Origin of the sequence: Microbacterium wangchenii, from assembly GCF_004564355.1 — a bacterium.
Classification (GTDB): Bacteria; Actinomycetota; Actinomycetes; order Actinomycetales; family Microbacteriaceae; genus Microbacterium; species Microbacterium wangchenii.
Map to the genome: position 1 here is coordinate 2,569,034 of NZ_CP038266.1, position 18,839 is coordinate 2,587,872.

The 18,839-nt window shown below is 71.8% G+C and carries 18 protein-coding genes; 8 read left to right on the plus strand and 10 right to left on the minus strand.

What is annotated here, in order from left to right; translation table 11 throughout:
• Nucleotides 1-11 precede the first annotated feature (11 nt).
• The 5 genes from E4K62_RS12385 to E4K62_RS12405 all read left to right on the plus strand — a co-directional run bounded on the left by E4K62_RS12385 (nucleotide 12) and on the right by E4K62_RS12405 (nucleotide 5,247).
• A complete protein-coding gene (locus tag E4K62_RS12385; protein ID WP_135067871.1) occupies nucleotides 12-995 on the plus strand; it encodes a Gfo/Idh/MocA family protein in 984 nt (327 codons plus the stop codon).
• 18 nt (nucleotides 996-1,013) lie between these two features.
• Nucleotides 1,014-1,877: an NYN domain-containing protein gene (locus E4K62_RS12390; protein WP_135067873.1), complete on the plus strand. Its 864-nt coding sequence runs from the start codon at nucleotides 1,014-1,016 to the stop codon at nucleotides 1,875-1,877.
• Between the two features lie 293 nt (nucleotides 1,878-2,170).
• Nucleotides 2,171-3,109: a substrate-binding domain-containing protein gene (locus E4K62_RS12395; protein WP_240742686.1), complete on the plus strand. Its 939-nt coding sequence runs from the start codon at nucleotides 2,171-2,173 to the stop codon at nucleotides 3,107-3,109.
• Nucleotides 3,110-3,184: 75 nt separating this feature from the next.
• On the plus strand, nucleotides 3,185-3,976 hold the full coding sequence (locus E4K62_RS12400) for an ATP-binding cassette domain-containing protein (protein WP_135067877.1): 792 nt from the start codon (nucleotides 3,185-3,187) through the stop codon (nucleotides 3,974-3,976).
• Nucleotides 3,973-5,247, plus strand: a complete 1,275-nt coding sequence (locus E4K62_RS12405) for a sugar ABC transporter permease (protein WP_135067879.1) — start codon at nucleotides 3,973-3,975, stop codon at nucleotides 5,245-5,247. Before E4K62_RS12400 ends, E4K62_RS12405 begins: the two co-directional genes overlap by 4 nt.
• Nucleotides 5,248-5,255: 8 nt before the next feature.
• Here the strand turns inward: E4K62_RS12405 and E4K62_RS12410 are convergent, their stop codons facing one another.
• The 6 genes from E4K62_RS12410 to E4K62_RS12435 all read right to left on the minus strand — a co-directional run bounded on the left by E4K62_RS12410 (nucleotide 5,256) and on the right by E4K62_RS12435 (nucleotide 12,546).
• Complete coding sequence (locus E4K62_RS12410) at nucleotides 5,256-5,948, minus strand: NAD-dependent deacylase (RefSeq protein WP_135067881.1); 693 nt, start codon at nucleotides 5,946-5,948, stop codon at nucleotides 5,256-5,258.
• Nucleotides 5,948-6,574: a hypothetical protein gene (locus E4K62_RS12415; RefSeq protein ID WP_135067883.1), complete on the minus strand. Its 627-nt coding sequence runs from the start codon at nucleotides 6,572-6,574 to the stop codon at nucleotides 5,948-5,950. The genes E4K62_RS12410 and E4K62_RS12415 overlap by 1 nt, the downstream gene beginning before the upstream one ends.
• A gap of 31 nt (nucleotides 6,575-6,605) precedes the next feature.
• Nucleotides 6,606-8,129: an ATP-dependent DNA ligase gene (locus E4K62_RS12420; RefSeq protein ID WP_135067885.1), complete on the minus strand. Its 1,524-nt coding sequence runs from the start codon at nucleotides 8,127-8,129 to the stop codon at nucleotides 6,606-6,608.
• A gap of 55 nt (nucleotides 8,130-8,184) precedes the next feature.
• On the minus strand, nucleotides 8,185-8,949 hold the full coding sequence (locus E4K62_RS12425) for an LLM class flavin-dependent oxidoreductase (protein ID WP_135067887.1): 765 nt from the start codon (nucleotides 8,947-8,949) through the stop codon (nucleotides 8,185-8,187).
• Nucleotides 8,950-9,017: 68 nt separating this feature from the next.
• A complete protein-coding gene (locus tag E4K62_RS12430) occupies nucleotides 9,018-11,576 on the minus strand; it encodes an ATP-dependent Clp protease ATP-binding subunit (RefSeq protein WP_135067889.1) in 2,559 nt (852 codons plus the stop codon).
• 67 nt (nucleotides 11,577-11,643) lie between these two features.
• Nucleotides 11,644-12,546 (minus strand): hypothetical protein, encoded by a 903-nt coding sequence (locus E4K62_RS12435; protein ID WP_135067891.1) that lies wholly within the window; start codon nucleotides 12,544-12,546, stop codon nucleotides 11,644-11,646.
• Between the two features lie 65 nt (nucleotides 12,547-12,611).
• On the opposite strand from E4K62_RS12435, the gene E4K62_RS12440 reads away from it, so the two are divergent.
• Nucleotides 12,612-13,382, plus strand: coding sequence for an EI24 domain-containing protein (locus tag E4K62_RS12440; RefSeq protein WP_135067893.1), 771 nt, complete (start codon nucleotides 12,612-12,614; stop codon nucleotides 13,380-13,382).
• On the opposite strand, the gene nhaA is transcribed toward E4K62_RS12440, so the two are convergent.
• Nucleotides 13,333-15,168: a Na+/H+ antiporter NhaA gene (gene nhaA, locus E4K62_RS12445; protein WP_240742687.1), complete on the minus strand. Its 1,836-nt coding sequence runs from the start codon at nucleotides 15,166-15,168 to the stop codon at nucleotides 13,333-13,335. The genes E4K62_RS12440 and nhaA overlap by 50 nt on opposite strands.
• Before the next feature lie 96 nt (nucleotides 15,169-15,264).
• Between nhaA and E4K62_RS18725 the strand changes: the two genes are divergently transcribed.
• Nucleotides 15,265-15,420: a hypothetical protein gene (locus tag E4K62_RS18725; RefSeq protein WP_167747785.1), complete on the plus strand. Its 156-nt coding sequence runs from the start codon at nucleotides 15,265-15,267 to the stop codon at nucleotides 15,418-15,420.
• Nucleotides 15,421-15,561: 141 nt separating this feature from the next.
• On the opposite strand, the gene E4K62_RS12450 is transcribed toward E4K62_RS18725, so the two are convergent.
• Nucleotides 15,562-16,026 (minus strand): DUF3817 domain-containing protein, encoded by a 465-nt coding sequence (locus E4K62_RS12450; protein WP_135067895.1) that lies wholly within the window; start codon nucleotides 16,024-16,026, stop codon nucleotides 15,562-15,564.
• A gap of 95 nt (nucleotides 16,027-16,121) precedes the next feature.
• On the opposite strand from E4K62_RS12450, the gene E4K62_RS12455 reads away from it, so the two are divergent.
• Nucleotides 16,122-17,228 (plus strand): class I SAM-dependent methyltransferase, encoded by a 1,107-nt coding sequence (locus E4K62_RS12455; protein WP_135067897.1) that lies wholly within the window; start codon nucleotides 16,122-16,124, stop codon nucleotides 17,226-17,228.
• Nucleotides 17,229-17,325: 97 nt separating this feature from the next.
• On the opposite strand, the gene E4K62_RS12460 is transcribed toward E4K62_RS12455, so the two are convergent.
• Complete coding sequence (locus tag E4K62_RS12460; protein WP_135067899.1) at nucleotides 17,326-17,742, minus strand: PIN domain-containing protein; 417 nt, start codon at nucleotides 17,740-17,742, stop codon at nucleotides 17,326-17,328.
• Nucleotides 17,743-17,860: 118 nt separating this feature from the next.
• Nucleotides 17,861-18,835 carry a class 1b ribonucleoside-diphosphate reductase subunit beta gene (gene nrdF / locus E4K62_RS12465; protein ID WP_135067901.1) on the minus strand — a complete coding sequence of 325 codons (975 nt, stop codon included), beginning with the start codon at nucleotides 18,833-18,835 and terminating at the stop codon, nucleotides 17,861-17,863.
• Between the last annotated feature and the right edge of the window lie 4 nt (nucleotides 18,836-18,839).

Sequence of the window (18,839 nt, forward strand, 5' to 3'; positions counted from 1 at the left end):
ACGCTCGGGGCATGAGCAGACTTCGCTGGGGGATCCTGGCCACCGGCGGCATCGCCCACTCCTTCACGCGCGAGCTCCAGGGCGCCGGGCACCTGGTCACGGCGGTCGGATCCCGTCGGGCGGAGTCGGCCGAGGCCTTCGCGCGCGAGTTCGGCCTGGCGCGGGCGCACGGGTCGTACGAGGCGCTCGTCGCCGATCCGGAGGTCGACATCGTCTACGTGGCGACCCCGCATCCCGCCCACGCCGAGAACGCCCTCCTCGCGCTGGACTCCGGCAAGCACGTCCTGGTGGAAAAGCCCTTCACCCTCACCGGCGACGAGGCCGAGCGCGTGCGCGAGCGCGCGGAGGAGCGCGGGCTCGTGGCGCTGGAGGCGATGTGGACCCGGTTCCTGCCGCACATGGCCCGCATCCGCGAGATCGTCGCAGCCGGCACGCTCGGCGAGATCCGCACCGTCACGGCCGAGCACACGCAGAGACTCCCCACCGACCCCTCCCACCGGTTGAACGACCTGGCCCTCGGCGGCGGCGCGCTGCTGGACCTGGGGATCTATCCGATCTCCTTCGTGCACGACATCCTCGGGGCGCCCGTCACGATCGCCGCGAGCGCGCGCTTCGCCGACACCGGCGCCGACACCGAGGTCGCCACGATCTTCACCCACGCGTCCGGAGCGCTGTCCACGACGCTGTCCTCCTCGCGCGGGGCCGGCCCGAACCGGGCGAGCATCGTCGGCACCGAGGCCCGCATCGACATCGACCGCGTCTGGTACACGCCCACGTCGTTCCAGGTGGTGGCCGCCGACGGCACCGTGGTCGAGCGGTACGAGAACTCCGTGGCGGGCGGCGGCAAGCAGTTCCAGGCGCAGCACGTCGAAGAACTCGTCGCCTCCGGCCGGCTCAGCGGCGACGTCCTCCCCCTCGCGGAGTCGGTGGAGATCATGCGGACCCTCGACCGGGTGCGGGCGGAGATCGGCCTGCGGTATCCGGGAGAGCACTGACCCGTCAGACTGGAGAGCATGCCCGATTCCCACACTGCCCGCGTCGCCGTCTACCTCGACTTCGACAACATCGTGATGTCCTGGTACGACCGGGTGCACGGGCGCAACGCCTATTCGCGCGACCGCTCGCGCATCGCCGAGAAGCCCACCGATCCGGAGATCGCCGAGCGGCTGAGTTCGGCCACGATCGATGTGGGCGCGATCATCGACTACGCCGCGTCGTTCGGGACCCTCGTGCTCACGCGCGCGTACGCCGACTGGTCGGCGCCGGTCAACGCCGAGTACCGCACGCAGCTCGTCGCCCGCGCGGTCGACCTCGTGCAGTTGTTCCCCGCCGCCGCGTACGCCAAGAACGGCGCCGACATCCGTCTCGCCGTCGACACGGTGGAGGACATGTTCCGTCTGCCCGACCTCACGCACGTGGTGATCGTGGCGGGCGATTCCGACTACGTCCCGCTCGCGCAGCGCTGCAAGCGGCTCGGTCGCTACGTCGTCGGGGTCGGCGTCGCCGGCTCCACCGCCAAATCCCTCGCCGCCGCGTGCGACCGCTTCGACGCGTACGACTCCCTGCCGGGGGTCGTCCGCGAGCCCGCCGCGAAGAAGGATGCCGCCCCCAGCCGGCCGCGGGCCCGCAAGCGGTCGAGCGACCCCGCCGTGAACCTCCTCGAACGGGCCTTGCAGCTGGAGCAGGAGCGCGCCGAGGGCGACTGGGTGCACGCATCCGCCGTGAAGGACCTCATGAAGCGGCTGGACCCCGCGTTCAGTGAGAAGGCGCTCGGATTCCGCGGATTCTCCGACTTCGTCAAGGCCCACCCGGCCGTGGTCGAGGTGGACGAGGCGTCGCACGTGGTGCTCGTCCGGGCCGTTCCGCGCCCCTCCTGACCCCACCGCGTCGGGGCGGGACGCCGCCGCCGGGCGGAAGTGGTTACCGAAACGTGACCTCCCGCTCGTGCGCTCGCCCCGCCACGCGAGCATCATGGGTGCACCACGCACGGGGCCGTGCGCGGAACGAGGTGAGACCTCACACCGACGAAGGGTCAGAAATGAACCGACGCTCCTTGTCCGCCGTGGTAGCGCTCTCAGGGGCGGCGGCGGTCCTGCTCGCAGGTTGTGCCGGGTCCGGCGGTGGCGGCTCCTCGGAAGGGGGTGGCGGAGAGGCTGCAGACCGGGCGTGCGTGATCCTCCCCGACGCGGTGTCGTCTCCGCGGTGGGAGAACTTCGACCGCAAGTACCTGCAGGAGGGCCTGGAGGAAGCCGGATTCGACGTCGACATCCAGAACGCGCAGGGCGACATGAACAAGTACTCCACGATCGCCGATCAGCAGCTCACACAGGGGTGCGGCGTCATGCTGCTGGCCGACTTCCAGGGCGCCGCCGAAGCCGTCGCCGCCAAGGCGACCGCCGAGGGCATCCCCGTCATCGCGTACGACCGGCCCTTCGCGGGCGCCGACTACTACGTCTCGTTCGACAACGTCGAGGTCGGCCGACTGGAGGGGCAGGCGGTGCTGGACGGGCTGGAGGCTGCCGGCAAGGATCCGGCCTCCGCCGTCGTGGTGTACATGGGCGGCGACCCCAGCGACGGCAACGCCGCGATGTTCAAGGAGGGCGCCGTGGAGGTCATGGAGGGCGCGGGCATCACCCCCGCCGCCGAGCCCCCCGGGATCTGGGACCAGGCGAAGTCGCAGACCAACTTCGAGCAGGCGCTGACGTCTCTGGGCGGGCAGGTGGACGGCGTGTGGGCGGCCAACGACACCAACGCCGCCGGGGTCATCAAGGTCCTGCAGAACAACAACCTCACCGGAGTCGCCGTCTCGGGCCAGGACGCCAACGTCGCCGGTCTGCAGAACATCCTCCTGGGGTGGCAGACGGCCACCGTCTACAAGCCGGTCAAGGAGGAGGCCGACGCCGCCGTCGAGGTGGCCGTCGCCCTCCTGAACGGCGAGACGCCCGAGGCCGACCAGGAACTCGAGGACGGCACGCCGTACATCGCGGTCACACCTCAGCTGGTGGGACCCGAAGAGGTCGTCACGGTCATCGAAGCGGGCGATGCGGACGCGGCCGAGGTGTGCACCGGCGACGTGGCCGCCAAGTGCGCCGAGTACGGCATCCAATAGCGCCGGGTTGCGGGGCGCCGCGTCGATCCGGCGCGGCGCCCCCGTTTCGGTCCGGCACAGCGCAGGGAAGCGGCAATGACTGACCCGATCATCGAACTCATCGGCGTGAAGAAGTCCTTCGGCCCCGTCAGCGTCCTCAAAGGGGTGGATCTGCAGGTGTTCCCCGGCACCGTCACCGCCCTCGTGGGCGACAACGGCGCCGGCAAGTCCACCCTCATCAAAGGGCTCGCGGGGGTGCAGCCCTACGACGGGGGCGAGGTGCGCATCGACGGCGCGCACCGCGACCTGCACACTCCCCGGGATGCCGCGGCACTGGGGATCGAGGTCGTCTACCAGGACCTCGCGCTGTGCGACAACCTCGACATCGTGCAGAACATGTTCCTCGGCCGCGAGGAGCTGTCCACCGGCACCCTCGATGAGGGGCGGATGGAACGGGAGGCCTCGGACACGCTGCGCTCGCTGTCGGTGCGCACGGTGAAATCGGTGCGGCAGAAGGTGTCGTCCCTCTCCGGCGGGCAGCGCCAGACCGTCGCCATCGCGAGGGCCGTCCTGAAGAAGGCGCGCGTGGTGATCCTGGACGAGCCCACCGCCGCCCTCGGCGTCGCCCAGACCGAGCAGGTGCTCCACCTCGTGGAGCGGCTGGCCCAGCAGGGGGTCGCCGTCGTGCTGATCAGCCACAACCTCGCCGACGTGTTCGCCGTCGCCGACGACATCGCCGTGCTCTACCTCGGCCAGCTGGTCGCCCAGGTGCGCGCGCAGGACACCACGCGCGACGACGTCGTGGGCTACATCACCGGGACCAAGACCCTCACCGGCGCTCCCCTGCTGACCACCGACACCATCCCGACCGAGGGGGACCCGGCATGACCCACGTCGCCCGCACGAACGCGTCGCCGGATCCGCTGGCCGCCGACCTCATCGGAAGCGGTGTGGAGGGGGGCCTGCGCGATCAGGTGGTGGCGTGGTGGCAGCGCGTCCGCTCGGGCGACATGGGCGCCCTGCCGGCCATCGGGGGGCTCGTCGTGCTGACGCTGCTCTTCTCGACGCTGAGCCCGTTCTTCCTCACCGAACGCAATTTCGCGAACCTGCTCAATCAGGCCGCGACGCTCGTGATGCTGGGGATGGCGCTCGTGTTCGTCCTCCTGCTCGGTGAGATCGACCTGTCGGCGGGAGTGACCGGCGGCGTCGCGATGGCCCTGTTCGTCGTGCTCAACACGCAGTTCGGGATCGACTGGCCTCTCGCGCTCCTGGTCGGATTCGCGGTCGGGCTGATCACCGGCGCCCTCATCGGCTTCTTCGTCGCGCGCGTGGGGATCCCCTCGTTCGTGGTGACCCTCGGGCTCTTCCTCGGCTACCAGGGACTCGCCCTGGTCATCATCGGCGACGGCGGGCTGTACCGCCTGCAGGTGCCCGAGCTCCTCGCGCTGCAGAACGGCAACCTGCCGGTGTGGGGAGGCTGGGCGATGCTGGCGGTCATGCTGGCCGTCTCGGCCGGCACGTCGTTCTGGGATCGGGCGCGGCGCACCAAGGCGGGCGTGCCTAACCGGGCGATGTCGCTCGTGTGGATCAAGCTCGCCGTCATCGCCGTGATCGGCGGGGTGTTCGTCTACATCCTCAACCAGGACCGGGGCCAGTCCGTCGTCGCGGTGCAGGGGGTGCCCGTCATCGTGCCGGTGACGCTCGCGATCCTGTGGCTCGGGACGTTCGTGCTGGACCGCACGCGGTTCGGCCGGTACATCTACGCCATCGGCGGCAACGCCGAGGCGGCGCGGCGCTCGGGAGTGAAGGTGCGCTGGGTGAAGTGGTGGGCGTTCGTGATCTGCTCCACCCTCGCCGTGGCATCCGCCCTCTTCAGCGTCTCCCGCGTCGGGTCGGTCGACGCCACGGTGGGTCGTGACATCGTGCTGAGCGGGGTGGCTGCCGCCGTCGTCGGAGGTGTCAGCCTGTTCGGCGGCCGCGGCCGGCTCATCCACGCCGCCATCGGCGCGCTCGTGATCGCGTGCATCACCAACGGGCTGGGCCTGCTCAACCTGCCCGCCGGCATCAACCTGCTCGTCACCGGCGGCGTGCTGATCCTCGCCGCCACCGTCGACGCCGTGTCGCGGCTGCGGGCGGGCGGCTCGTTCCTGAGGAGCTGACCGCCCCGTCAGGCCTCGGCGAGGACGTCGTCGACCCAGGCCGGCACGACCGTCGTCGCCGGCCCTGCGCGGACCTCGTCGAACGGGATCACCGGATCGCTGGGCACGAGGTTGAGCTCGACCGTCCGCGCGCCGTGCGCGGCGGCGAGCGCGGCGTACCCGGCGGCCGGATACACCTCCCCCGAGGTGCCCACCGAGACGAAGACGTCGGCCTCGCTCACCGCCTCCTCGATGCGGTCCAGGCCGTACGGCATCTCGCCGAACCACACCACGTCCGGCCGCAGCGCGCGCGCCCCGCAGTGCGGGCACTCCGGCCGGCCGCGCAGGTCGCCGATCCAGGGGGTGCGGGCGTGACACCGCGTGCACAGCGCGCGGAACAGCTCGCCGTGCATGTGCACGAGGCGCCGCGTGCCGGCCCGCTCGTGCAGGTCGTCGACGTTCTGCGTCACCACCAGCAGCCCGTCGCCCTGCGCCTCCTCCAGCCGGGCGAGCGCGAAGTGGGCGGCGTTGGGGAGCGCGGATGCGGCGATGCGGCGCCGCTCGTCGTAGAAGGCCAGCACGGTGTCGGGGTCGCGGGCGTACCCCTCCGGCGTGGCTACGTCGGCGACGGAGTGACCCTCCCACAGCCCGCCGGCGTCGCGGAAGGTGGCCAGGCCGCTTTCGGCGGAGATACCGGCGCCGGTGAGGACGACGATGCGCATCAGTGCCGGGTGTCCGGGGCGACATGGGCCAGCACGCGCGGCCACACCGCCGTGAGCCCGAGCCGGCCGTCCAGGGCACCGGCGGCCTCACGGCTGAGCACGTCGGCCCGGGCATGCGGCAGGCGTTCGGCGTACCACCGCGCCGCGTCTTCGGGGGCGGCCTCATCGGCGGAGTCGTTGACGACGAGGGTGTCGGCGGCGACCCGTGCGAGGGCGTCCGACACGAGGTCGCGGGCGAGGCCGGTCTCCGGCAGTGGCACGCCCACCAGCGCCAGCCGGTCGGCGCGATCGCCCAGGGCCGCCGCGAGCGCGACGGCGAACAGGGCAGCGGCCCGCTCCCCCACGACCCCGACGGGTCCGTCGGGCACCTCCTCGCGCAGCAGTGCGAGGACCTCGGCCGCGGTGGAGCCGGCGGGGGTCTCGCCGCCGAAGGTCGGCGGGTCGTCGAGTTCGGGCTCGTCGACGGCGATCAGCAGCAGCCGCACGTGATGCTCGGCGGTGACCAGCGGGGCCGGGTCGGTGGTGGCGATGGCGCCGCTGCGCACCACGAGCACGCAGCGTGGGGCGGCCAGTGCCCCCGCGCTGCGGTACTCGATACCGAACGCCGGTCCTTGCGCGCGCGTCATGGCGCCATCCTCGCACGCAGGCGCCGAGGCGTCAGCCCCGCAGCATCCCGCGCAGCCGCTGGATCGTGTCGGCATCGACGGGGCGCTTGTCGGGCCGGTACGCCTTGACCCGCGCGAAGCGGAGCGCGACGCCGCCGGGATAGCGCGGCGATCGCTGCACGCCGTCGATCGCGATCTCCACGACGGTGACCGGTGCGACGTGCACGGTGCCCGCGGTGCGCCGGGTCTGGATGGTCGGGAAGTGCTCCGTCTGCCAGCGCAGCAGCTCGTCGGTGAGGCCCTTGAAGGTCTTCCCGACCATCACGTAGCCGCCCGGTTCGCCGAACTCCCCCTCGGGGTCGTACGCGCCCAGATGCAGGTTCGACAGCCATCCCGCCCGACGCCCTGACCCCTCCTCCACCGCCAGGACGACGAGGTCGAACGTGTGCACCGGCTTGATCTTCAGCCACGCCGTGCCGCGCCGGCCCGCGACGTAGGGCGCGGCGAGGTCCTTCACCATGACTCCCTCGTGCCCGGCATCCAGCGCGGCGCCGGCGAACTCCTCCGCCTCGCTGGGGTCGTCCGTCGTGATCGCCGGGACCCGCCACGGCCCCGCGACCCGCTCCAGCTCCTGCTGCCGCACCGACAGCGGCTCGTCGAGCACGTCACGTCCGTCCACGTGGAGCACATCGAAGAACCACGGGCGCAGCGCGATCCGGCGCGCCGTCTCGGCACCGAACCGCGCCATCGTGTCCTGGAACGCCCGCGGCGCCCCGCTCTCATCCAGCGACAGCGTCTCCCCGTCCAGGATGAGGTCGGTCGCCGGCAAGCCGCGGACGGCCTCGACGATCTCCGGCACGCGCGCGGTCACCTCGGCGAGGCTGCGCGTGAAGACGCGGACCTCGTCACCGCGCCGATGCACCTGGATGCGTGCGCCGTCGAGCTTGTACTCGACCGAGGAGGAACCGGTGGCCGTGACCGCGTCGCCCGCCGTCGCGGCGGTGGCCGCGAGCATGGGCAGCACCGGCCGCCCCACCACGAGCCCCACCTCCGCGAGCGCGTCGGGCGGCTCGGTCAGCGCGATGCGCGCCGTCTCGCCGAGGTCGCCGGAGAGCATCGCGGCCCGGCGGACCTCCGCGGGCTCGCGCTGCGCGGCGCGTGCGATCGCCTCCAGGAGCACTCCCTCCAGCGCTCCGGTGCGCAGCTCGCCCATCAGAACGCGGGCGAGCAGATCCCATTCCTCCGGAGTCGTCCGCCGTGCGAGCGAGGCCAGCACCTCGCCGCGCCGCGCGCCCGACCCGGCACCGGCGGTCTCCGCCAGCGCGGTGAACGCCGCATCCACGTCGCCGACGGTGACCGTGGCCTCGGGGGCGGATCCGGCGGGCAGCCCCGAGAGGGTGCGCCATCCCACGCCCAGGCGTCCCTGCCGCGGAGAGGCGGTGAGCAGCCCCACGGCGGGCACGATCTCGTCCGGCTCAAGCTGCGCCAGCAGCCGAGCGAGGGCGTCGATCTTCGCCGACCGGGCGCGCGTGGCGGACACGGCGGTGACGGTGGCGACGACGTCGGCGAGCAGCATCCCGGCATTCTTCCACCCGGTGCCCACACCCGGCGCGGGCTTGCGCCGCCCGGGTTCAGGCGCCGGGGGCGGTGGCGGCGACGAAAGCGAGGTAGGCGTCGAGGTCGTCCGTGGGCGTCACCGCACGCAGGACGACCTCGTCCACAGCGCGCTCGTAGGCGGGGAGGCCCTCGGCGAGCGCGGCGGCATCGGGGAAGGTCGTCGCGACGGCCGGCACGCCCATGCGCGCGAAGTTCGCGGCGTAGTTCGGGAACGTCGCGTACCGTCCGGCCTCCTCCTCCAGGCGCGAGCGCGCCGCGGGGTCCACGGCGGTGCGGACGTAGACGGCGACGGATGCGCCGGCCGACGCCGCACGCGCCTCGCGCGCCTGCGCGGCCGCGGTCTCCGCCGTCACCCAGTTCAGGAGGATCCCGTCCGATCGTTCGGCGCCCAGGCGCCGCATCCGGGGTCCCAGCGCCCCCACCACGATGCGGCCGCCGACACGGGCGCGCAGGACCTCGACCGCGTCGGACACGCGGTCCAACGCCCCCTCGCGTGCGGCGCCGGATCCGATGCCCAGCACGAGGCGCTCGGCGGGCAGATCGGCGGCCTCCACGGCGTCGGCGATCGCGGGGGCGGGGCGGCGGTCGACCGGGATCACACCCGTGGCCAGCCTCAACCGCGATGTCGTGCGCGCCGCTGCGGCCAGGCCCGCCAGCGCGTCGCCGCCGGGGGTGTCGTTGATCCACAGGGCGGCGAAGCCGGCGTCCTCGACGGCGGGGGCGAGGCGGGCGAGCAGGTCGGGTCCGAGCGACCCGGCGACACCGAGGGAGACCGTCATGGCCTCCACCCTGCCACGAAACGACGGAACGCCTCCCGAGCGGACTCGGGAGGCGTTCCGGAACGCGATTACGCGGCGGCGGCGAGCACCGGGTGCTCGGCGCGCACCGACAGCTCGCCGTCGGCGGCGTCCACCGTGACGGATCCGCCGTCGGCGAGGGCGCCGGTGACGAAAAGGTCCGCGATGCGGTCGTCCACCTCGCGCTGGATGAGGCGGCGGAGCGGCCGGGCGCCGTACTCCGGCTCGTAGCCGTGCTCGGCGAGCCAGTCCGCCGCGGCCTCGGTGACCTCCAGCGTGATCTCGCGCTTGGCCAGCCGGCCTTCGGTGGCCCCCAGCATGAGGCGCACGATCTGACGCAGCTGCGGCAGGTCGAGCTTGCGGAACAGCACGATCTCATCGATGCGGTTGAGGAATTCCGGTCGCATCGCCTCGCGGAGCTTGCCCATGACGCGGTCGCGCAGGTCCTTCTCGGAGCCGAAGCCGGTGGCCCCGCCCCCGTCGGCGATGAACCCGATCGCGCCGGAGCGCGAGGCCAGGAACTCGCTGCCGAGGTTCGAGGTCATCACCACGACGGTGTTGCGGAAGTCGACCGTGCGGCCCTGACCGTCGGTGAGGCGCCCGTCGTCGAGCACCTGCAGCAGCAGGTTGAACACGTCGGGGTGGGCCTTCTCGATCTCGTCGAACAGGACGATCGAGTACGGGTTGCGCCGCACGCGCTCGGTCAGCTGACCGGCCTCGTCGTAGCCGACGTATCCCGGAGGAGCACCGACCAGCCGCGACACGGTGTGACGCTCGCCGAACTCGCTCATGTCGAACCGGACGACCGCGGTCTCGTCGTCGAACAGAGAAGCGGCCAGGGCCTTGGCGAGCTCCGTCTTGCCGACGCCGGTCGGGCCGAGGAACAGGAACGATCCCACCGGGCGGCGGGGGTCGCCCATGCCGGTGCGGTTGCGCCGCACCGACTTGGCGACGGCGGCGACCGCGTCGTCCTGGCCGATCACGCGGCCGTGCAGTTCGTCCTCGAGCGCCGCGAGGCGCTCGCGCTCGGACTCCGTCAGCCGGTTCACCGGGATGCCGGTGGCGCGGCTGATGACGGCGGCGATCTCCGGCTCGTCCACGACGGCGGCATCCGAGCGGGCGGTGCCGGTGGAGGTGGCCGCTTCGATCCGCTCCTGCACCTTGACGATCTCGTCGCGGATGCGGGAGGCCTCCTCATAGTGCTCCGCCGAGACGGCGGCGTTCTTGTCGGCTTCCAGCGTCGCCAGGCGCTCCATCAGCGCCGACACGTCGACCTGAACCCCCAGGCGCAGACGCAGCCGCGCGCCGGCCTGGTCGATGAGGTCGATCGCCTTGTCCGGCAGTACGCGCTCGGTGAGGTACCGGTCGCCGAGCTCCACCGCGGCGCGCAGCGCCTCGTCGGTGTAGGCGACGCCGTGGTGCTCCTCGTACGCGGGACGCAGGCCCCGCAGGATCTCCACCGCGTCCTCGATCGAGGGCTCGCCCACGCGGACGGGCTGGAAGCGGCGCTCCAGCGCCGGGTCCTTCTCGATCGTGCGGTACTCCTTCAGCGTCGTGGCGCCGACCAGGTGCAGGTCGCCGCGCGCCAGGCGCGGCTTGAGGATGTTGCCCGCATCCATGCCGCCCTCTCCGGCGCCGCCGGCACCGACGACGGTGTGCACCTCGTCGATGAAGAGGATCAGCTCGCCCTTGAGGGCGGCGACCTCTCCCATCGTCTGGGTGAGGCGCTCCTCGAAGTCGCCGCGGTAGCGGGTTCCGGCGAGCATCGCCGGCAGGTCCAGCGCGATGACGCGCTTGCCCACCAGCTGCTCCGGCACGTCACCGGCCACGATGGCCGATGCCAGGCCCTCCACGATGGCGGTCTTGCCGACGCCGGCCTCACCCACCAGCACGGGGTTGTTCTTCGTGCGGCGGCTGAGGATCTCGATCGTCTGCTCGATCTCCTCGCTGCGCCCGATGACAGGGTCGAGCTCGCCCGCCGCGGCGCGCGCGGTCAGGTCGGTGCCGAACTTGTCGAGGTTCGGCGTCTGGCTCTCCCCTGCCGCCTCGGGTGCGGTCTGAGTGCCGGTCCCGGCGGTCACCGTCTCCCGCACGCCCTGAGTGAGGGCCTCGGCGGTGACACCGGCCTGGGCGAGGACCTGTCCGGCGGGCGCATCCTGCGCCAGCACGAGGGCGAAGAAGAGGTGCTCGGGGTCGACGTAGGTGGAGCCGGCCGAGCGGGCGACCTGGAACGCGTGGAACAGCGCGCGCTGCACTGAGGGCGTGACGACCGCGCCCTCCACCCCGGCGGGGGCGGATGCGGCGGGCAGCCGCTCCTCGGTCGCACGGGCGATCGCCGCGGCGTCGGCGCCGATGCGGGTCACGGCCTCGCGCACGGGGGCGTCGTCCACCAGGACGCGCAGCACGTGCAGGGCGTCGAGCTCGCGCTGACCGCGCTCCAGGGCAAAGCGGCCGGCCTGCTGGAGCAGCGCCTGCGTGCGCGCGCTCAGGAACCTGCTGAGGTCGATCGAGCGCTCGGCGCGGGCGCGCTCACCGGCGAGATACCGCGCCAGGAACTCGTCGAACGAGTTCGCGCCGTCGCCGGCGTGGGGGGTGAAGTCTTCGGGCATTCCCGTCTCCTGTAGTACTTGAGTCGTGCGCTATCAAGTTTCCAACTTGAGCGCTGTGATATCAAGTTCAACGCTGGAGTCGCCTGGGTATTCCCGGTTCGCCGCGAACGGCCGGATCCGCTGCATCCCAGAACTCCGCGGTCTGCGCCACCCAGAACACCGCGAACAGCGCGAGGGCCACGGCCTCTCCGAGGAAGATGAGCGGCAGGCCCGTGAGCGCGACCAGGTCGACGCCCCGTCCGCGCAGTGCCAGCACGGCGGCCAGCACCACGAGTGTTACGAGGATCCCCACCGCAGTGACGGCGTACACGGCACGCAGGATGCGCCGCGCCCGCGCCGAGTGGGCCGCCGAGCGCAGGGCGGCGAGGGCCGCCACGAGCGTGACGAGCGTGAAGAAGCCGAGCGTCGCGGCGTCGTGGCCGCGGCGGAGGAAGGTCTCCGGCGACACCACCCACCATGCTGCCGCCGAACCCACCAGCAGAGCCGCGGTCAGGAGCGTGACGCCCACCCCGAGGGTGAAGCTGCGCTGCGCCAGCGCCAGCGCGGCGGCGCCCACGACTCCGACGACCCCCAGGACCGTCAGCGCCAGCATCCCGTTCGCCACCTCGGGGACGGCCGCGGCGGGAACGCACGGGGTCATCGCGGGACAGCGCGGATCCAGGCCGGGGACGTCGCCGGCCATGACCGGTGCGGGCACGAGTGCGATGACGGGGGCCAGCAGCGCGGCCAGATCCAGCAGCGCCTGCTCGAGACTGCGCCCCGACAGGGCCAGCAGCGCGAGGCTCACGGCGCACAACGCGCCCACGAAGACGTTGCGGGCCGGCGTGTAGTACGACGCGCTGAGCGAGGCCAGGGCGCCGCCGGCCGCGACCTGCGCCCCCACCCCCACGCCGACGAACAGCACGACCGCCACGAGCCCGACCCGCACGTAGCGGTAGGTCCGTTGCGTCGAGGTGGTCCGCAGCTGCATCCGGCGCTCCTGTCGACGAGGCCATCATGTCACCGGCGTGCGGCGGTTCTGGGAGACTTGCGCGCATGCGGGAATTTCTGCGCGGAGCGGGCACCCTGGGGCGCGGGTTCGGGATGTGGCGCCGGATCCCCGGCGTGATGGCCTTGGGGCTCGTGCCCGCCGCGATCGTGGCGCTGCTCATGCTCGCCGCGCTCATCGCGCTGGGGATGGCGCTGCCGGACCTGGTGGTCACCCTCACGCCCTTCGCCGACGGGTGGCCGGAGTTCTGGTCGGGGGCGGTGCGTCTTGCGCTGGGACTGGCGACCTTCGGCGGTGCGCTGTTCCTGGCCGCATCCACCACCACGGCGCTGACCCTCACTCTGGGCGAGCCGTTCTACGACCGCATCTGGCGCGCCGTCGAGCGCGACACCGCCGGCTCCGTCCCCGACGCCGGCTACGGCTTCTGGCGCGCGGCCGGCGACGCGCTCTCGCTCTTCGCCCGGGGCGTGGGCGTGGCGCTGCTGGCCTGGCTGGTGGGCCTGGTGCCGGTGGTGGGCGGCGTGGCCGGCGCCGTGCTCGGCGTAGCCCTGACGGGCCGCCTGCTGGCGGACGAGCTCAGCTCCCGGGCCCTCACCGCGCGCGGCATCGGCCCCGCCGAGCGCAAGCGCCTCCTGCGCACCTCCCGCGCGCGTGCCCTGGGGTTCGGCGTCGCGACGCAGCTGTGCTTCCTGATCCCCTTCGGCGCGATCGCCGTGATGCCCGCCGCCGTCGCCGGTGCGACGCTGCTCGCCCAGGATGTGCTGCGGCTCAGCGCGGTGCCGGAGCCTCCCGCGCGCCCGACTGCAGCGCTCGGATGAGCGTGGCGGAGTCGTACGGCCCGACGTGCCGGTACCCGTTGACGAAGAACGTCGGCGTGGAGTTCAGGTCCATGATCTCCGCATCCAGCCGATCGTCCTGGATGCGGCGGAGCACGCGGGCCGACGCGAAGTCGTCGGCGAAGCGGTCGGGATCCAGCCCCAGCATCTCGGCGTAGCGGAACAGGTCGTCCCGCTCGAGGTGGGCCTGGTGCGCGAACAGTTTGCTCGCCATCGGGAAGAACTGCTCCTGCATCGCCGCCGCCTCCGCGGCCTGAGCGGCCTCCTGCGCGTGGGGATGGACGTGGTCCAGCGGCAGATGGCGCCACACCCAGCGGATATCGGCGCCGAAGTGCTCGCGCACCGCGTCCACCGACCCCGTCGCGCGACTGCAGAACGGGCACTCGAAATCGCCGTACTCGACGATCTCGTACGGCGCGGCCATGCTGCCCTTGACGTGGTCGCGCAGGGGATCCACCGGCCGCGCCAGCCGCGCTCCGATCGCCTGCGGGGGGCTGAGGCGATCACCGATCGCCAGGATCGCCCATCCCAGGAAGAAGGCCACAACGGATGCGGCCAGCACGGCCACGCGCGCGATGTCCCGCGTCTCGGGGTCGCTGATGGCGATGGGCACGAGGAAGAGCGAGATGGTGAACCCGATCCCCGACAGCGCCGCGCCGCCGGCGATGCGGTGAAGACTCAGCCCCGGCGCGAGCTGGCCCCGCCCGAATGCGCACACCAGCCAGGTCGCACCGAAGATTCCGAGGGACTTGCCCACGATGAGCCCGGCCAGGATCCCCCACGCGACGGGTGAGGCGAGCGCGTCAGCCAGGGTCGCGCCGGTGATGTGCACCCCGGCGTTGGCCACGGCGAAGATGGGAAGCACGACGTAGATGATGTACGGGCGCCACGCGTCCTGCACGCGGTCGTTGATAGAGAAGGATTCCCGCAGGCTCCGGGAGACGGCCGCCGCATACCGGGGGTTCGGCGACTCGCGGAAGGCCTGCGCCTGCTCCGCGGCACGCTCCACATCCGGGCGCCGCGGGGGGAAGACGGGTATCAGGAGGGCGACGGCCACTCCGGCCAGCGTCGGGTGGATGCCGGCGAGGTACACCGCCACCCACAGCGCCGCACCGAGCAGGACGTACGCCGGAGGGCGCAGCGGCGCCGGCAGGAACCGCACGAGGGCGAGCAGCCCGATGAGGGCGACCGAGACGACGAACGGCCAGATGTCCAGGCCGTCGTTGTAGAACAGCCCGATCGCCAGGAGCGCGCCGATGTCGTCGACCACGGCGAGGGTGAGCAGGAACGTGCGCAGCCGCGCCGAGAACTTCGGTCCGATGATGGCCAGCGCGCCCAGGAGGAAGGCCGTGTCGGTGGAGATGACCACTCCCCACGCATCCGGCTCGCCGCCGCCGAGGTTCACCAGGAGGAAGATCAGCGCGGGCAGGACCAGTCCCGCGGCGGCGGCGGTGATCGGCACGAGCGCGCGGGAGCGGTCGGTCAGCTCGCCGACGGCGAATTCGTGCTTGACCTCGAGGCCGACGAGGAAGAAGAACAGCGTCATGAGGCCTTCGTTGACGAAGGCATGCAGCGTGAAGGTGATCGCGGTGTCCCCGGCGCCGAGAACGAGCGGCAGCTCCCACGTGTCGTGGTACGAATCGCCCGGGATGTTCGCCCACACCATGGCGATCGCGACGCCCAGCAGCATGAGGGCGGCCGACAGCCGGTCGCCGCGCAGGGACTTCTTCTTGTGCGGACCGGGCTGCTGCCGCTGGACGGAGGTCACCGCACCATCCTGCCGCTGCCTGCGCGTCTTGTCTCCTGTTCCCTCGGAGGAACGGAGTGGGCCGCCAGGCACGATAGCCTGGATGCAGGAGGTCCCATGTACGTTATCGCGCTCATCCTGTTCCTCGGCGGGGTGCTTCTCGTCGGCATCTCCTTCGCGCTGGCCCCGTTCCAGGCCCTGTTCTTCATCCTCGGAATCCTGCTGGTCTCGGCGGCGTTCGCGCTGCCGATCCACCTCGGCAACCGCACGTGACCGCGCGGGCCTGACCGGCCCGCCGCATCCGCCGCTCGCGCGCCGTTCGTTGCGCGCGCCCGTACTCACGCACGTCGGAGGATCGCGCCTTCGTCGGAGGATGCGCACGGCATCCTCCGACCTTGAGCGGATTCTCCGACGTCAGTCGCGCCCGCCGGGCGGGCCCACGAGAAGCAGCGCGACGTAGAGCACGACGATCGCGGCCACCAGGAGCAGCGCGAGCACCCACGGCCGGCGCAGGAAGAACCGCAGCATGCGGTCCAGCACCGTGCGGTCGCGCGGATCGTCGGTCTCCTCAAGCCGCCACGCGCCGGTCAGGCGCCCGGATCGGTTCAGCCAGATCTCGGTCGGGATGGTCGCGTACGGGATGACCGCGCTGACGACGGCGACGACGGTCGGCCACACGCGCCAGCGCTGGTTGAGCGACACGAGGATCGCGGTGGCGCCATAGGAGAGGAACACGAAACCGTGGATGGCGCCGCCGATGGAGACGGCGATGTCCAGGCCGGCGACGGCGCGGATGATGAGGGCGGCGATGAGGATGGTCCATGACACCGCCTCCGCGATGGCCAGGGTGCGGAAGAGCGTCAGGGGCGCGCGGAACACGGGGTCTCCTCGTCGGGTTCGGGAAGTCCCAGCCTACGAACCCTCCCTGGGCCCGCGCGTCGGCGGCGCTCGGGCCCCACGGGTAACGTGGGGCGGTGGACTTCTCCCTCGACGCGCTGCGGCGCGATCCCGGCCCCGGTGGCGACGCGGCGGCGCATGACGCGGCGGACCGGCTGCTCCTGGACGAGTCCGCCGCCGCGCGGGCCGGTGTGGACGCGGACGACGTCGTCGTGATCGGCGATGTCAGCGGCGCGCTGGCGCTGCCCGTGGCCGCCGAGGCCCCCGCATCCGTCGTTCGGGTGCACCAGGATCCACTCTCGGATGAACGCGCCCTCCACGCCAACGCCCGCGCCTTCGGCCTGGCGGATTCCGTCCGCTCCCTGCCCTTGACGGGCGACCTGGTCCGCGGCGCACGCCTCGTGCTGCTGCGCCTGCCGCGCTCGCTGGATGCGCTGCGCGACATCGCGGGGCTCATCTCCGCGCACGCCGCATCCGATGTGAACGTGTTCGCCGGCGGGCGGATCAAGCACATGAGCGTCTCGATGAACGACGTCCTCCGCGAGCATTTCTCGACGGTCGACGTCACCCATGCGCGGCAGAAGTCGCGCGTGCTGATCGCGCGCGGTCCGCACGACGGACGGGATCCGGTGCCCGCCCGCGCCGTCCACGACGGCGTCACCGTGTGCGCGTTCGGCGGGGTCTTCGCCGGCGCGTCCCTCGACATCGGAACGCGCCTACTGCTCGAGCACCTCCCCTCCCCCGACGGCCGCGACCCGTTTCTCGACCTGGCGTGCGGAAGCGGCGTCGTGGGGGCGACGATGGCGGTGCGGCATCCGGGCCTGCACGTATACGCCTCCGACGAGTCCGCCGCCGCCGTCGCATCCGCTCGCGCGACCGCCGCCGCGAACGGGGTGAGCGAGCGGATGACCGTCGTGCGGGATGACGCGCTGTCGGCGCTCCCGGATGCCGGCGCCTCCCTCATCGCTCTGAACCCGCCGTTCCACCGCGGCGCGGCTCTCGACGAGGGCATCGCGCCGTACCTGTTCGCCGATGCCGCCCGCGTCCTGCGCCCCGGCGGCGAGCTGTGGACGGTGTGGAACTCCGCCCTGCAGTACCGCCCCGCGCTGACCCGCCTGGTCGGCCCGACGCGGCAGATCGCCCGCAATCCGAAGTTCACGGTGACCGCCTCCGTCAAGCGCTGAGCCCCCTCGCCCTCGCCCCGACGTCGGAGAATTCGACGTAGGTCGGAGGATGCGGGTGGAATCCTCCGACGTAGGTGCGATCATCCGACGCCGCGCGTCACCCGTGCACGGCGTCCGGGGTGCGCAGTTCGTCGAACTCGGCCACGCGCACGATGCCCGCGGCGGCAGCGGCGAGCGCAGGGTCGTCGGTGAGGAGAGCGTCCGCCTGAAGGGACGCCACGGCGAGGTACTCGGCGAGGGCAATGTCGGGCCAGTCGTGCTGCGCGGCGATCCGCCACGCGGTCGCCCGGGAGACCCGGTCGCCGAGCAGCCGGATCTTCAGCCCCGCGATCCCTTCGAGCAGCCGGAGCCCTTCGGCCTCGGCCATCCGGCCAGCCCGCACGTCCCGGTACAGCGCGGCGAGGGCATGCGAGCGGAGGATCGCCGGGCCCACGAGCCGGTGAGCGGATGCCACGGCGATGGGCTCGCTCACGATCCGGAGGGCGACGGCGGCATCGACGGCGTAACGCGTCATGCGCTCATCCTCCCGCGCAGCTCGCGCTGTCACCATGGTCGGAGAAAACGACGAACGTCGGAGGATCCGGGTGGAATCCTCCGACGTTCGTGCGATCAGCCGACGGTGCGGAGAGGGCTCAGAAGTCCCAGTCCTCGTCTTCGGTGGCCTCGGCCTTGCCGATGACGTACGACGAACCCGACCCTGAGAAGAAGTCGTGGTTCTCGTCGGCGTTGGGCGAGAGGGCCGACAGGATCGCGGGGTTCACGTTCGTCACGCTCGAGGGGAACATCGCCTCGTAGCCGAGGTTCATGAGCGCCTTGTTGGCGTTGTAGTGCAGGAACTTCTTGACGTCCTCGGTCAGGCCGACGCCGTCGTAGAGGTCCTGCGTGTACTGCACCTCGTTGTCGTAGAGCTCGTACAGCAGCGAGAAGGTGTAGTCCTTCAGGTCGGCGCGTGTGGCCTCATCCACCCGCTCGAGCCCCTTCTGGAACTTGTAGCCGATGTAGTACCCGTGCACGGCCTCGTCGCGGATGATGAGGCGGATGAGGTCAGCGGTGTTGGTGAGCTTCGCCCGCGAGGACCAGTGCATCGGCAGGTAGAAGCCGGAGTAGAACAGGAACGACTCCAGCAGGGTCGAGGCGACCTTGCGCTTGAGCGGCTCGTCGCCCCGGTAGTACTCCATGACGATCTGCGCCTTCTTCTGCAGATTCGGGTTCTCCACCGACCAGCGGAAGGCCTCGTCGATCTCCTTCGTCGAGCACAGCGTCGAGAAGATCGACGAGTAGCTCTTCGCGTGCACCGACTCCATGAACGCGATGTTGGTGTACACCGCCTCCTCGTGCGGGGTGAGCGCGTCGGGGATGAGCGAGACGGCCCCGACGGTGCCCTGGATGGTGTCCAGGAGCGTCAGGCCGGTGAACACCCGCATCGTGAGGGTCTGCTCGTCGGGGGTCAGCGTGTTCCACGACTGGATGTCGTTGGACAGCGGCACCTTCTCGGGCAGCCAGAAGTTGTTCACGAGGCGGTTCCACACCTCGAGGTCCTTGTCGTCCTGGATGCGGTTCCAGTTGATGGCCTGGACGTGGTCCAGGAGCTGGAGCTTCTCGCTCATATCT

Bases quoted from the DNA above. Each gene is read 5' to 3' on its own strand.
- nrdF (WP_135067901.1), bottom strand. From the start codon at position 18,835: ATGAGCGAGAAGCTCCAGCTCCTGGACCACGTCCAGGCCATCAACTGG.
- E4K62_RS12435 (WP_135067891.1), bottom strand. From the start codon at position 12,546: ATGCAGCTGCGGACCACCTCGACGCAACGGACCTACCGCTACGTGCGG.
- E4K62_RS12440 (WP_135067893.1), top strand. From the start codon at position 12,612: ATGCGGGAATTTCTGCGCGGAGCGGGCACCCTGGGGCGCGGGTTCGGG.
- E4K62_RS12400 (WP_135067877.1), top strand. From the start codon at position 3,185: ATGACTGACCCGATCATCGAACTCATCGGCGTGAAGAAGTCCTTCGGC.
- E4K62_RS12430 (WP_135067889.1), bottom strand. From the start codon at position 11,576: ATGCCCGAAGACTTCACCCCCCACGCCGGCGACGGCGCGAACTCGTTC.
- E4K62_RS12420 (WP_135067885.1), bottom strand. From the start codon at position 8,129: ATGCTGCTCGCCGACGTCGTCGCCACCGTCACCGCCGTGTCCGCCACG.
- E4K62_RS12405 (WP_135067879.1), top strand. From the start codon at position 3,973: ATGACCCACGTCGCCCGCACGAACGCGTCGCCGGATCCGCTGGCCGCC.
- E4K62_RS12415 (WP_135067883.1), bottom strand. From the start codon at position 6,574: ATGACGCGCGCGCAAGGACCGGCGTTCGGTATCGAGTACCGCAGCGCG.
- E4K62_RS12425 (WP_135067887.1), bottom strand. From the start codon at position 8,949: ATGACGGTCTCCCTCGGTGTCGCCGGGTCGCTCGGACCCGACCTGCTC.
- E4K62_RS12385 (WP_135067871.1), top strand. From the start codon at position 12: ATGAGCAGACTTCGCTGGGGGATCCTGGCCACCGGCGGCATCGCCCAC.
- E4K62_RS12390 (WP_135067873.1), top strand. From the start codon at position 1,014: ATGCCCGATTCCCACACTGCCCGCGTCGCCGTCTACCTCGACTTCGAC.
- E4K62_RS12460 (WP_135067899.1), bottom strand. From the start codon at position 17,742: ATGACGCGTTACGCCGTCGATGCCGCCGTCGCCCTCCGGATCGTGAGC.
- E4K62_RS18725 (WP_167747785.1), top strand. From the start codon at position 15,265: ATGTACGTTATCGCGCTCATCCTGTTCCTCGGCGGGGTGCTTCTCGTC.
- E4K62_RS12410 (WP_135067881.1), bottom strand. From the start codon at position 5,948: ATGCGCATCGTCGTCCTCACCGGCGCCGGTATCTCCGCCGAAAGCGGC.